Consider the following 13,296-nt stretch of genomic DNA (forward strand, 5'->3'; position numbering starts at 1 on the left):
AAGGAACCAACCCCGTGACCGAGCCGTCCCCCCTCGGCCAGCCGCTGCTGGACTACGCCGTCATCACCGAGCCGTTCCCGCTGTACGCGGCGACCGAAGGCGCCCCGCCGACCACGCTCCATATCGTCGTCTCCAACGGCGGCGCCGAATCCGTCTACTGCCGGGAAATCATCCTCTCCCTCCCGCACGGCGACCTCGCCCAGAGCCTGGTGGTCGGCGACAAGGACGGCGAGGGCAGCGCCACCGGCTGGACCGTGGAGCAGCTCCAGACGGGCGCGGTCGCCGGCCTGCCGGAGGGCGACTACGAGCACTTCCGCGCCACACACCAGGACGAGAAGGCGCCGGTGGACCGCTCGGGCATCACCATCACGCTCAAGAACCTGAGCATCAGCAAGGAGCCGGGCACGGCAAGGGTGGAGATCCGCGAGACGGCCACGAAGGATTTGGGCAACTGGCCGACCAGCGTGGGCTACACGACGTGCACGCTCACGAAGTTCCCGGCGCCGGAGATCCCCGCGCAGATCGTCAACGACTTCCGGGCGGAGAAGCCGGAGGCCGTAGCGCCGGACCGCGGCGTCCACCTCACGTGGCGCGGCCCGAAGACGCTCAACTACACGGTCTCGTACGGCTCGGGCGCGAAGGCGGCCGACGGGCAGGACGACACGGTCCGCGACCTGGAGTGGAAGGGGACGGTCACCCGTGACACGACCTTCTACCTGACGTACGAGATCGGCGGTGTCACGCACTGCCTGACGACGACGGTGACGGTGCCGGATCCGCAGCTGACGGGGCTGGGTGTGGACGGTGCCGCGACGGTCGGCGGCACGACGACGCTCGGGGTGCTCACGGTGGGCGGGATGCTCACGGCCAAGAGTGATCTCGCCGTTGAGTACGCCGGTGCCACCAAGCTCACCACGAGCGGGGTCACCGGTCTCCAGGCCGTCGGGCTCCAGGTCGATGGAGACGCCACCATCGACGGCGACACCACCATCAAGAAGGACCTCACGGTCGGTACCGCCTACGCGAGCCCACACAAATTCACCACAGGTGGTACCGGCATGGGCGTCGAGGTCGTCGGACAGCTCCACACAAAGGGTGATTTCGTGGCCTCCGGAGCGGTCGACCTCTTCAGCGGGAGCGTGTACACGAAGCACAGTGACTACATTGGAGACGGCGGTGAATGGAACTACACGGCACCGACTGATGGATTCATCGGGGTCCACCTCGTGTGTCTGACACACGAGGGGTCCACTGACGCCCGTGAACTGACCGCTCAATGGGCGGCGAATGTGGATGTGTCCAGCGGCGCATCGTACTCGGCAGGCATCCCGCAGGGCTACCTGGATGGCGGCACCAAGGCGACCGACTCCATCACCGCGCCAGTGCACAAGGGGGAATCCGTGAAGATCACAACACACGGTCCCCAGGTCATCAAGGGATCGGGCTACATCACGATCTACTGGCATCCGATGGGGGAGCAGCGGGATCTCCAGTAGTCGCTGTGAGCCGGCCGCGTCGGCCGGTGTTTGGCGGGGGCCGACACGACCGGCCGCATCGCTCACCCCGCCTGCGCCCCGATCCGGAACCGCAACCGGCAAATAACCGCATCCGTATCCCGCCGCACCGCGTGGGCGACGACCGCGCCGCGCTGGTTCTGGAGCAGCCGCTGCCACAGGCGGGCGGGCTCGACCTCCGGTATCAGCACCGTGACCCGGGTGTCCGGGTGGCGGTCCGACAGTTCGCGGACGTAGTCGACGATCGGCCGGCCCAGCGCCCGCGTCGGCGCGGGCAGTTCCACCAGGTCGACGCCCGGCCGCCACAGCTCCCAGTCCCGCCGCAGCGACTCCGCCGCACGGCGGCCCTCGGTGTCCGGCTGGGTGACCGTCACAGCCACCACCTCGTCGCCCAGCGACACCGCCGCCGTCAGCGCCTTGCTCGTCAGCCGGGACAGCGAGGAGACCGGGACGACGACCACGGAGTGACAGCGGCGCGGAGCCTCGGGCACCCGGCCCAGCTCCAGCCGCTCGCCGATCCGCTCGTACGCCCGGTGGACCACCTCGAAGGCCAGGACCAGCACGGGCAGCGCCACCACGATCAGCCAGGCGCCCTCGGCGAACTTCGTGGACGTGACGACCACCGCCGACACACCCGTCAGCACCGCGCCGAAGCCGTTGAGGAGCGCCTTGCCCCGCCACCCGGCGGAACGTTCCTGCCGCCAGTGGCGCACCATGCCGATCTGGCAGATGGTGAAGCCGACGAACACGCCGATCGCGAAGAGCGGCACGAGCGTGTTGACGTCGCCGCCGGAGAAGAGCAGCAGCAGCGCGGAGACGGCGGCCAGCGCCAGTACGCCGTGCCGGTGGACCTGGCGGTCGGCCTTGAGGCCGAAGACGTGCGGCAGGTAGTTGTCGCGGGCCAGCAGGCCCATCAGGACCGGGAGCCCGCCGAAGGACGTGTTCGCGGCCAGCGCCAGAAGTATGACGGTGGCGAACTGCACCACGTAGAACGCCCAGTTGTGGCCCAGTGAGGCGTCCGCGAGCTGGGCGAGGACGGTGACGCCCTCGACCGGCTGGAGGTGGAAGCGGCCGATCAGTACCGACAGGCCGATCAGCATGACGCCGAGCAGCGCGCCGAGGGCGACCTCCGTGCGTTGTGCCCGCCGGGTGGCGGGGGCGCGGAAGGACGGGACGGCGTTGGCGACGGCCTCGACGCCGGTGAGCGCCGAGCAGCCCGCGGCGAACGCCTTCAGCAGCAGGAGCGCGCCGACGGCGGTGGCGTTGCCGGCCAGGGCGGAGGCGTGCCCGGCGGCGGCCTCGGTGCTGGCGGGGGCGGAGCGGAAGAGCCCCACGACGATCATGGCGAGAATCGAGCCGACGAAGACGGCGGTGGGCACGATGAACGCCTTGGCGGACTCCACGATGCCGCGCAGATTGACGCCGGTGACCAGGACCAGCACGGCCAGGCAGATCCACAGCCGGTCCGCGTAGAGGGAGGGGAAGGCGGAGGTCAGGGCGGCGACGCCGGCGGTGACCGAGACCGCCACGTTCAGCACGTAGTCCAGGACCAGGGAGGCCGCCGTGAACAGGCTGGTGCGCCGGCCCAGGTGGCGCTTGGCGACCGCGTAGGAGCCGCCGCCGTCGGGGAAGGCCGCGATGACCTGCCGGTAGGAGGCGACGAGGACGGCCAGCAGGGCGGCGATCGCGAGCGTGACCGGCAGGGTGAACCCGAGACCGTGCGCCCCGGCCGCCGCCAGTACGAGAACGATCGACTCGGGCCCGTACGCCACCGACGCCATCGCGTCGAGCGACAGGGCCGCCAGGCCCTGGACGGCCGTCAGCCGGTGCCGGTCCTCGGCGGACCGCGCGGAGCCGGTATCAGGCGGTTCCTCGCCGGTACCGGCGGCAGCGTTCTCCGAATTGGCCAGCATGGACATGTTTTGTCGTACCTCCGTGGTGTCCGAGCGCTCAGCGTGCGCTGGCGTGGAGGAGGCCGCGACCAGCCTTGGCGGCGTCTTGGCGCGCCTTGGCGTTTTCCATACGCGTTATTGACGCGGGAGATGGAAGGGGCGTCAGAGCGGCGCAAGGATTGGCCAAGGCCACGTCAGTACGCCGTCAACATCCCGCGCCGCATTCGGGGAGCGGTTCTAGCGTCAGGAGCATGGGACGGCGACAGACGCTACGAGCGCGGCACGGTGGCTACGTACGACGGACGCACGCCGGGAAGCCCGGAAAACCCGGGGCGCCGGGCCGCGTTCTCGCCCGGGACCTCGGCTGGCGGCGCGAGGCCCGCTCGGCCTGGTGGTGCGGGCTGGGGCTCGGCGGGGCGCTGCTCCTCGCCGACGTCGCCCGGGGCAGCGTCAACTGGCCGCGCGGCGGCTGCTGGACGGTCATCGCCATGACGCTCGTCGCCGTGCTGTGGCCCCCGTACGTCACGGCCGGCGAGAACTGGCTGGCGGTGCGGGGCCTGCTGCGCGAGCGCCGGGTACGGACCGATCTGCTCACCCGGGTGCGCAGATCCGACGGCATGTCCCCGCGGCTGGTGCTGCGGGACGTGGCGGGCAACCGCGTGGAGTTCGACCCCAAGGTCCTGACCGCGAACCCGCTGCTCTGGCACCACCTCGACAGGGGCGTGCGCCGCGCCCGCGAGAGCGGTCTGCTCCGCGAGGGCGCGATGCCGCTGGGCGCGCTGGCGGACCGCATCGACAGTGAGGGCGCGCGCAGACTGCTGCGGTCGGCGGGGCTGGAGTAGGGACGGGGGCCTGCGCCCCACCGGCCACCGCAAGGCCGTCCTGGCCCGTTGCCGGCCCCCGTCAGGGGTACGTCGTCAGGGATACGTCGTCCCCCCCGGTCAGGGATACGTCACGCCCGTCATCCGCTCCGACACCGCCCACAGGCCCGCGCTCGCCCGGTCGTCGCGCGTCCACCACGCCCGTACCGAGCGGGTGGGCGCGCCGCGCAGCAGCTGGACGCGCGGGCCGATGAAGTCGTCCTGGCGTACGTCCGCCGCCGTGGCGGCGTAGAGCGACGGCAGCGCCCCGTCCTCCGCGCTCTGCGCGACGACACGGTTCAGGAGCTCCGCGCCCCGCTCCATCCAGGCCCGCCCCTCCATCCGGGCTCCCGCTGTCTGGAGATTGGTCGCCGCGTACCCCGGATGCGCGGCCGCCGCCACGACGGCCCCGCCCTCGGCGGTCAGCCGGCGCGACAGCTCGTGCACGAACAGCAGGTTGGCGCTCTTCGAACGGCCGTAGGCGATCCAGCGCCGGTAGCGGTGGTCCATCTGCGGGTCGCGCGGGTCGACCGTGCCGAGGAGGTGCAGCCCGCTGGAGACGGTCACCACCCGCGCCCCGGGGCCGGCGGCGCGCAGCCGGGGCAGCAGCAGGCCCGTCAGCGCGAAGTGGCCGAGGTGGTTGGTGCCGAACTGCATCTCGAAGCCGTCCACGGTCCGGCGCTGCGGCAGCGCCATCACCCCGGCGTTGTTCACCAGCAGATCGACGCGGTCCTCCGGAAGTTCCTTCACGAAGGCCCGTACCGACGACAGGTCGGCGAGGTCCAGTGTCGCCAACCGCAGGTCCGCGTCCGGCACCTGAGCTCGCATCAGCTCCTCGGCGGCCTTGCCCCGGGTGACGTCCCGGCAGGCCAGCACCACCCTCGCGCCCCGCCGGGCCAGTTCCCGCGCGGTCACATAGCCGATGCCGCTGTTGGCGCCGGTCACCACGGCGGTGCGGCCGCTCTGGTCGGGGATGTCCTTCGCGCTCCAGCCAGTCATGGCGCCGACACTACTCGCGCCCGTACTTGTACCCGTGCGGGGGCCCGCGCGCCGGGGCGGCGCCGGAGGGAATTCATCGGTCATTCGCACTACCGACCTTCCGGAAAGCTGCTCGGTGCGCTGCGATCCCGGTTGTTGCGGTTAGCCTGTCGACAGCCTTCCTGACGTGGTGGGGGTGCCTGTGCGTTTCCTCCGGTGGTCCAGGGTCCCTTGGGTCCGGGCCGTGCTCGCGGGCCTGTACGTCGTCGCGCTCGCGGCCGCCGTGCCCAGGGGGGCCGGCGGGCACGGCCGGGGCGGCAACTGGTCCAGCGCGGAGGCCCGCCGCTTCTGGGGGCCCACCCGTACGGCGGACACCGCCGACGGCGCGGACGGCGCCGGGGGCGAGGTCCGGAGGATCTCCGGCAGCGCGCGCCACTTCGACGGGGTGCCCTCGGTCGGCGTGCTCTTCTACGCCGGCGAGGACATGAAGGACCACCACTGCACGGCCAGCGTGGTGCACAGCCCCAAGGGCAACCTCATCGTCACCGCCGGCCACTGCGGCTTCGGCGAGGGCGCCTCCTTCGTCCCGGACTACCGGCAGGGCGCGGGCTCCCAGCCGTACGGGGTGTGGACCGTGGACCGCGCCTTCGCCGACCCCCGGCGCGACGACTACGGCGACGGCTCCGACCTGGACTTCGCCTTCGCCACGGTCAGACCCGACGGCCGGGGCCGGCAGATCGAGCGGGTCACGGGCGCCAACCGGCTGGTCCGCACGCCCGGCTTCACCGATCTGGTCACCGTCATCGGCTATCCGAGCGCCGACAGCGACCCCGCCGACCAGGCCGTCCGCTGCACGGCCCTGACCGCCCGGCTGGAGGGGCACAACCAGCTGAAGATGCGCTGCGACGGGTTCACCTCGGGCACCTCGGGCAGCCCCTGGCTTCTCCACTTCAGCGAGAAGACCGGAACGGGCGACCTCGTCGGCGTCCTCGGCGGCCTCAACGGCGGCGGCCCCGACGGCGATGACGCCGACCGGGTCTCCTACAGCCCCGTCAACGACGACGAGATCTTCAAGCTCTACCTGGACGCGATCAATGGGCGGGAGCCAAGGAGGTGACGGGAAGCCGCCAGTGACGGCGTTCCGGGAGCGGGCCGGGCCGGTCTTCGAGCACGGTGTCCTTCTTCGTAGCCGAACAGGTCGAACAGGGGGACAACCATGTCGAGGAGCTGGAGACCCGCCGCCGTCGCCACGGCGGCGCTGCTGGGACTGCTGATACCGACCGGCACCGCCCGGGCGGAGGACGACGCGGGCAAGCGCGTCCACGCGCGGGTGGTCGGCACGCTCGAGGGGGAGTCCGCCGCCCCCGCCGTCAACAGAAACGGAGAGGTCGCGTTCACGACCAAGCAGGGCGACCAGATGGTGTGGAACGCGACGACGGGGGAGCGCCGGGCGCTCCAGAAGGTGCCGGACGCCGCTCCCTCCGACCTCACGGACGACGGCCGGGTCGTGGGTGTGCACCACACGGACGGCCTGATCCTGTGGGCCGCCGACGGCTCCGTGACCAGGATCGGGATTCCCCCCGGCCAGGTGGCGGTGCTCTACGGCTCGCCCCGGATCGGCGAGGACGGCACCGTGCTCCTCACGGCGTACCACCTCGTCCGCCCCGACCCCCGCCGCCCCGAGCCCGTCTACATGTCCTACCGGTGGACCCCCGGCGGGGGCTTCCAGCTGCTGGGCGCGGCGGGCGAGGGCACCACCGCCATGGCCGTGAACGAGGCGGGCCTGATCGTCGGCAGCAGCAGGAACACCGCCGCCGCCTGGCACCCCGACGGCAGCGTCGAGACCTATGCGCCCACCCCGGGACACACCTCGCGGACCTGGGCGAGGGGCGTGAGCGACCGGGGCGTGCTCGTGGGCGGGCAGCGGCGCCCGGGCTCCGACGGGCGCGCCACCCCGACGCGCTGGGACGGGCCCGCCGAGCCGCAGGAGCTGACGGACCTGGGCTTCGGCGGAGAAGCCGCCGGGGTCAACAGCCGGGGCTGGATCACCGGCACCGTCCACACGTCGGCCACCGACTACCGCACCGTGCCCGTGGTGTGGGACCCGCACGGTGGCCCGCACCGCCTCGATGAACTGCTGGACGTGCCCGACGGCGGCACGCCGGCCGACGTCGAGGCGATCAACGACCGCAATCAGCTGCTGGTGCGGATGTACACCGCGGACTGGAAGCCCCTGGACCAGGTGGTCCAGCTGAACTGACCCCGGCCGCCGTACGGCTACCGCCCCGCCGTCTCCAGCGCCCGCTCCACGCCCGGCTCGTGCGGGCCCAGGAAGGCCGGGCCGGGCCGTACGACCGCGTCCAGCGCGGCCTTGCCCGCGGCGAGGACCTCCCGGGCCCCGCCCGCCAGCCAGGTGATGTCGTGCTTCTCGCCCGCCCCGACGCCGTACGCGTCGATGCCGGCCGCCCCGCACAGCGCCACCGCGCGCCGTATGTGGAAGTCCTGGCTGATCAGGACCGCCCGGTCCACCCCGAAGACCCGCTTGGCGCGGGCGCACGAGTCCCAGGTGTCGAAACCGGCGAAGTCGCTGACGATCCGGTCGTCGGGCACCCCGCGTCTCGTCAGATACGCGCGCATCGCGTCCGGTTCGTCGTAGTCGTCACGGCTGTTGTCGCCCGTCACCAGCAGCACCCGGACCTTGCCCGCGCGGTACAGGTCCACCGCCGTGTCCAGGCGGTGGGCCAGATACGGGGACGGCTTGCCGCCCCACAGGCCCGCGCCGAAGACCATGGCGACCGGGGCCGCCGGGACGTCACCGGCGGTCCGCACCCGGGGCGTGCCCGCCGCGTGCACCCAGGTGACGGGCAGCAGCGCCAGCACACAGCCCGCCATCACACCCCGCACCGCCCGCCTCCGCCCGGCGACGGTCGCGGGCAGCCGCAGCCGCGGCCGCGCCCGGCGCAGCCGGTACCGCAATCCGGGCAGCCCGGCACCGCTCGTCACACCCATATGGACCTCCCCCGTATCGCGAAGGGCCAACGTCGCGGCGGAGCCGCGGGTTCCCGAAGCGCCCCGGCACCGGCGGAGGGCCCCGCGAAGTCCCCGTGAAGACCCCCGCACGCATCGCTGCTGTCACACCCTGGGGCTACCGTCGGGGGTATGAACGGCAGCGCAGCAGGGCCCGTGACAGAGCAGGACGGCATCGCCGGATACGACCCGGCCGACCTGGAGCGGTGGGCTCCCGAGCCCGACAAACGGCCGGGCCGCACCGCCTTCCAGCGCGACCGGGCGCGGGTGCTGCACTCCGCGGCGCTGCGCCGGCTGGCCGGCAAGACCCAGGTGGTCACCCCCGGCACCAGCGCCCGCGGCTGGGACGCCAGCCCCCGCACCCGGCTGACGCACTCCCTGGAGTGCGCCCAGGTCGGCCGGGAGCTGGGCGCCGCCCTCGGCTGCGACCCCGACCTGGTGGAGGTCGCCTGCCTGGCCCACGACCTCGGCCATCCGCCCTTCGGCCACAACGGCGAGCAGGCGCTCAACGAAGTCGCCGGTGCCTGCGGCGGTTTCGAGGGCAACGCCCAGTCGCTGCGGCTGCTCACCCGCCTGGAACCCAAGCGCTTCGTCACCGTCCCCGCCACCGGCGAGGTCGTCAGCGTCGGCCTCAACCTGACGCGCGCCGCCCTGGACGCAGCCACCAAGTACCCCTGGCCGCAGGGCGGCCACCCCACCGACCCGGACTCCCCGAAGTTCGGCGTCTACGCCGACGACATGCCCGTCTTCGCCTGGCTGCGCCAGGGCGCCCCAGGCCACCGCCGCAGCTTCGAGGCCCAGGTCATGGACTGGGCCGACGACGTCGCCTATTCGGTGCACGACGTCGAGGACGGCCTCCACGCCGGCCACCTCGACCCCCATGTCCTGCTCGCCGAGTCCGAGCGCCGGGAGATCTTCGCCGTCGCCGCCGGCCGCTACGCCCCGGGCGCCGCCCCCGACGAGCTCGCCGACGCCCTCGACCGGCTCCTGGAGCAGGAGTGGTGGCCGCACGGCTACGACGGCTCGGCCGTCTCCCAGGCCAGCCTGAAGGACGCGACGAGCCAGCTCATCGGCCGCTTCTGCCTGGCGGCGGAGGAGGCCACAAGGGCCGCATGGGGGTACCTCCCAGGCCGTTCAGGCTCTGGGGGAGGGCCCGGTCGGCTCACCCGGTACCGGGCCGAACTGGTCGTCCCCCGGGGCACCCGCCTGGAGTGCGCCGTGCTCAAGGCCGTCGCCGACCGCTATGTGATGCAGCGCGAGGACCAGGAGAAGCTCCGCGCCGAACAGCGCGTCGTCATCGCCGAGCTCGCCGAGGCCCTCGTGGCCCGCGCCCCCGACGGCCTCGACCCGCAGTTCCACTCCCTGTGGACCGAGGCGAAGGACGACGCCGGGCGGCTGCGCGCGATCGTCGACCAGATCGCCGCCCTGACCGACAGCTCCGCCCGCTCTCTCCACGCCCGGCTCGTCGGCGGCGGGGCCGCCCGGCCCCGGTCGTGACCCGCCCGACCCCTTGCGGCGGCCGCCCCGTCCGGGGTACTCCCTCTACCGGCGGCACGCGGGGTACGGCACGCTCGGCGTTGGCGCCTTCCGAGGTGGCGCGGTCCGCCCGGAGGCGTGGCCCGCGGACGTGAGACCCGATGGCCGTACCACGCACGGCGTGGCACGGCGGCAGCGAGGAGGCAGCAAGTGGTGGACGCGAACCAGACGTTCGTCATCGTCGGAGGAGGACTGGCCGGCGCCAAGGCGGCCGAGACCCTCCGGCAGGAGGGCTTCACCGGCCGGGTGATCCTCATCTGCGACGAACGCGAGCACCCCTACGAGCGCCCCCCGCTCTCCAAGGGGTACCTCACGGGCCGCGACGCCCGGGACAGCGTCTTCGTCCACAAGCCCGACTGGTACGCCAAAGCCGACGTCGAGCTGCACCTCGGCCAGCCCGCCGTCCACCTCGACCGGGCCGCGAAAACCGTGCGCCTGGGCGACGGCACCCTCGTCCACTACGACAAGCTGCTGCTGGCCACCGGCGCCGAGCCCCGCCGCCTCGACATCCCCGGCACCGGCCTCGCCGGCGTCCACCACCTGCGCCGCCTCGCCCACGCCGAGCGGCTGCGCGGCGTGCTGTCCTCCCTCGGCCGGGACAACGGCCACCTCGTGATCGCCGGAGCCGGCTGGATCGGCCTGGAGGTCGCCGCCGCCGCCCGCGGCTACGGCGCCGAGGTCACCGTCGTCGAGGCCGAGCCCACCCCGCTGCACACCGTCCTCGGCCCCGAACTCGGCCAGCTCTTCACCGACCTCCACGCCGAGCACGGCGTCCGCTTCCACTTCGGCGCCCGCCTCACCGACATCGCCGGCCACGACGGGATGGTCCTGGCCGCCCGCACCGACGACGGCGAGGAGCACCCCGCCCACGACGTCCTCGCCGCCATCGGCGCCGCCCCCCGCACCGCCCTCGCCGAAGCCGCCGGCCTCGCCCTCGTCGACCGCGCCGACGGCGGCGGCATCGCCGTCGACGCCTCCCTGCGCACCTCCGACCCCGACATCTACGCCGCGGGCGACGTCGCCGCCGCCGAGCACCCCTGGCTGGGCACCCGCCTGCGCGTCGAGCACTGGGCCAACGCCCTCAACGAGGGGCCCGCCGCCGCCCGCGCCATGCTCGGCCAGGAGGTCTCCTACGACCGGGTGCCGTACTTCTTCTCCGACCAGTACGACGTCGGCATGGAGTACTCCGGCTACGCACCGCCCGGCTCCTACGACCAGGTCGTCTGCCGGGGCGACGTCGGCAAGCGCGAGTTCATCGCCTTCTGGCTCGCCGAGGGCCGGGTCCTCGCCGGGATGAACGTCAATGTGTGGGACGTCACCGAGGACATCCAGAAACTCATCCGCGCCGGTGCCCGCCCGGACCTCGACGCCCTCGCCGACCCCTCCGTGCCCCTGGACCGGCTCCCCGGGCGCCGGGACTGATGGAAGGCGACGGCGGCGCCGCCCGGCGGCCGTAGAATTCACGGCGTGGCAGGCAGGATCAACGATGACGACGTGAAGGCGGTCCGGGACGCGGTCCCGATCGACGCCGTCGTGTCCGAGTACCTCCAGCTGCGCAACGCGGGCGGCGGCAACCTCAAGGGCCTGTGCCCCTTCCACGACGAGAAGTCCCCGTCCTTCCAGGTGAGCCCCGCCAAGGGGCTCTTCTACTGCTTCGGCTGCCAGGAGGGCGGGGACACCGTCGACTTCATCATGAAGATCGACCACCTCTCCTTCTCCGAGACGATCGAGCGCCTGGCCTCCCAGGCCGGCATCACCCTGCGCTACGAGGAGGGCGGCTACACCCCGGGCCGCCAGCAGGGCGAACGCATCCGCCTGATCGAGGCCCACAAGATCGCCGCCCGGTTCTACGCGGACCAGCTGGCGAGCCCCGAGGCCGAGATCGGCCGGAAGTTCCTGGCGGGCCGGGGCTTCGACCAGGCCGCCGCCGAGCACTTCGGCGTGGGCTACAGCCCGGCCGGCTGGGACCACCTCACCCGCTTCCTGCGCGGCAAGGGCTTCTCCGACAAGGAGCTGCTGCTCTCCGGCCTCGCCCAGGACAGCCGCAGCGGCAAGCCCATCGACCGCTTCCGCGGCCGCCTGATGTGGCCCATCCGCGACATCACCGGCGAGGTCATCGGCTTCGGCGCCCGCAAGCTCCGCGACGACGACAACGGCCCGAAGTACCTCAACACCCCCGAGACGGCGATCTACAAGAAGTCGCATGTCCTCTACGGCATCGACCTCGCCAAGAAGGACATCGCCAAGACCAACCGCGCCGTCGTCGTCGAGGGCTACACCGACGTCATGGCCTGCCACCTGGCCGGCGTCACCACCGCCATCGCCACCTGCGGTACCGCTTTCGCGGGCGACCACATCAAGATCCTGCGGCGGCTGCTGATGGACAACGCCGCCTCCGAGGTCGTCTTCACCTTCGACGGCGACGCCGCCGGCCAGAAGGCCGCCCTGCGCGCCTTCGAGGACGACCAGAAGTTCGCCGCCGAGACCTCCATCGCCATCACCCCCGGCGGCATGGACCCCTGCGAGCTGCGCCTCGCCGAGGGCGACGCCGCCGTGGCGGCCCTGGTCGACGCCCGCACCCCGCTGTTCGCCTTCGCCATCCGCCAGGGCGTCGCCCGTCACAACCTGGACACCGCCGAGGGCCGCGCCGCCGCCCTGGAGGCGGCCGCGCCCATCGTGGCCAACATCAAGAACAGCTCCATCCAGCACGAGTACGCCGTCCAGCTCGCGGGCATGCTCGGCATCCTCGACACCCAGTTCGTGGTGCGCCGCGTCGGCCAGCTCGCCCGCTGGGCCCGTGAGCGGGGCCAGCGCCCCGACGGCCGTACGCCCGCCCGGCAGAGCGCGCCGCCGGCCGCCGCGCCGCAGCCGCAGGCCGCGCGCGGGCCCGCGCTCAATCTGCGCAGCCCGGCCGCGCTCACCGAGCGCGAGCTGCTCAAGCTCGCCCTTCAGCACCCCCACCTGGTGGCCCCGGCCTTCGACGCGTACGGCGAGGACGAGTTCACCGCCGCGCCGTACGTGCTCGTACGCCGCGCCATCGAGGCGGCCGGCGGTGTCACGGGTGCCGACGCGGGCTATCTGGCGAAGGTCCGCGACGCCGCACCCGACGACACGGTGCGTTCCCTGGTGACCGAGCTCGCCGTCGAGGCGGTGCGCGCGAAGACCGTCGACGAGGTGTACGCGGGCGTCCAGCTCGTCCAGGTGCGGCTGCGGGCCGTCGAGCGGCGCATCAAGGACGTCCAGGCCGGCCTGGTCCGCCTCGGCGACCGCCCCGACCCCGAGCACCTGGCGGCCGTCCAGAACGAGCTGTGGGTCCTGGAGCAGTACGGGCGCGCGCTGAAGGACCGCGGGGCCGACGCGCTTTAACCAGCCCGTTTGTGGGCAGGCGTGCCGCGGGGCCGGGGGAGGGTGGGCACAAACCGGCCCACCGGGCCGCACCCGCAGGACATAAGTACGCCCGGTCACGATCCGGGCTCAGAAAGTGAGCGC

The 13,296-nt window shown here is 72.9% G+C and carries 10 protein-coding genes; 7 read left to right on the forward strand and 3 right to left on the reverse strand.

Going from position 1 to position 13,296, the window contains the following annotated elements; translation table 11 throughout:
• The first annotated feature begins 14 nt into the window (after nt 1-14).
• The gene (locus RM609_RS21470; RefSeq protein ID WP_311613118.1) at nt 15-1,496 is read left to right on the forward strand and encodes a hypothetical protein; all 1,482 of its coding nucleotides are present in this window, start codon (nt 15-17) and stop codon (nt 1,494-1,496) included.
• Between the two features lie 62 nt (nt 1,497-1,558).
• Here the strand turns inward: RM609_RS21470 and RM609_RS21475 are convergent, their stop codons facing one another.
• Entirely contained in the window at nt 1,559-3,427 is a 1,869-nt protein-coding gene (locus RM609_RS21475; protein WP_438828496.1) for an APC family permease, read from the reverse strand.
• Nucleotides 3,428-3,657: 230 nt separating this feature from the next.
• On the opposite strand from RM609_RS21475, the gene RM609_RS21480 reads away from it, so the two are divergent.
• Nucleotides 3,658-4,248 carry a hypothetical protein gene (locus RM609_RS21480; protein ID WP_311613120.1) on the forward strand — a complete coding sequence of 197 codons (591 nt, stop codon included), beginning with the start codon at nt 3,658-3,660 and terminating at the stop codon, nt 4,246-4,248.
• Nucleotides 4,249-4,347: 99 nt separating this feature from the next.
• Here the strand turns inward: RM609_RS21480 and RM609_RS21485 are convergent, their stop codons facing one another.
• Nucleotides 4,348-5,265 (reverse strand): oxidoreductase, encoded by a 918-nt coding sequence (locus tag RM609_RS21485; protein WP_311613121.1) that lies wholly within the window; start codon nt 5,263-5,265, stop codon nt 4,348-4,350.
• Between the two features lie 223 nt (nt 5,266-5,488).
• Between RM609_RS21485 and RM609_RS21490 the strand changes: the two genes are divergently transcribed.
• Nucleotides 5,489-6,361 (forward strand): trypsin-like serine peptidase, encoded by an 873-nt coding sequence (locus RM609_RS21490; protein ID WP_311613122.1) that lies wholly within the window; start codon nt 5,489-5,491, stop codon nt 6,359-6,361.
• A 99-nt stretch (nt 6,362-6,460) separates the two neighbouring features.
• Entirely contained in the window at nt 6,461-7,504 is a 1,044-nt protein-coding gene (locus RM609_RS21495) for a hypothetical protein (protein ID WP_311613123.1), read from the forward strand.
• Between the two features lie 17 nt (nt 7,505-7,521).
• Here RM609_RS21495 and RM609_RS21500 read toward each other — a convergent pair whose 3' ends face one another.
• Nucleotides 7,522-8,253: a SanA/YdcF family protein gene (locus RM609_RS21500; RefSeq protein WP_311613124.1), complete on the reverse strand. Its 732-nt coding sequence runs from the start codon at nt 8,251-8,253 to the stop codon at nt 7,522-7,524.
• Between the two features lie 150 nt (nt 8,254-8,403).
• On the opposite strand from RM609_RS21500, the gene RM609_RS21505 reads away from it, so the two are divergent.
• The 3 genes from RM609_RS21505 (at nt 8,404) to dnaG (ending at nt 13,173) form a co-directional block, all read left to right on the forward strand.
• Complete coding sequence (locus tag RM609_RS21505) at nt 8,404-9,768, forward strand: deoxyguanosinetriphosphate triphosphohydrolase (RefSeq protein WP_311613125.1); 1,365 nt, start codon at nt 8,404-8,406, stop codon at nt 9,766-9,768.
• A 189-nt stretch (nt 9,769-9,957) separates the two neighbouring features.
• Nucleotides 9,958-11,229, forward strand: a complete 1,272-nt coding sequence (locus RM609_RS21510) for an NAD(P)/FAD-dependent oxidoreductase (protein ID WP_311613126.1) — start codon at nt 9,958-9,960, stop codon at nt 11,227-11,229.
• A 45-nt stretch (nt 11,230-11,274) separates the two neighbouring features.
• Entirely contained in the window at nt 11,275-13,173 is a 1,899-nt protein-coding gene (gene dnaG / locus RM609_RS21515) for a DNA primase (RefSeq protein ID WP_311613127.1), read from the forward strand.
• The last annotated feature ends 123 nt before the right edge of the window (nt 13,174-13,296 follow it).

The sequence above is a fragment of the Streptomyces hesseae genome, assembly GCF_031845785.1.
Taxonomy (GTDB): Bacteria; Actinomycetota; Actinomycetes; order Streptomycetales; family Streptomycetaceae; genus Streptomyces; species Streptomyces hesseae.

Excerpts from the sequence above, each read along its gene's own strand:
- RM609_RS21500 (WP_311613124.1), bottom strand. The coding sequence starts at position 8,253 with ATGGGTGTGACGAGCGGTGCCGGGCTGCCCGGATTGCGGTACCGGCTG.
- RM609_RS21475 (WP_438828496.1), bottom strand. The coding sequence starts at position 3,427 with ATGCTGGCCAATTCGGAGAACGCTGCCGCCGGTACCGGCGAGGAACCG.
- RM609_RS21485 (WP_311613121.1), bottom strand. The coding sequence starts at position 5,265 with ATGACTGGCTGGAGCGCGAAGGACATCCCCGACCAGAGCGGCCGCACC.
- RM609_RS21505 (WP_311613125.1), top strand. The coding sequence starts at position 8,404 with ATGAACGGCAGCGCAGCAGGGCCCGTGACAGAGCAGGACGGCATCGCC.
- RM609_RS21480 (WP_311613120.1), top strand. The coding sequence starts at position 3,658 with ATGGGACGGCGACAGACGCTACGAGCGCGGCACGGTGGCTACGTACGA.
- RM609_RS21495 (WP_311613123.1), top strand. The coding sequence starts at position 6,461 with ATGTCGAGGAGCTGGAGACCCGCCGCCGTCGCCACGGCGGCGCTGCTG.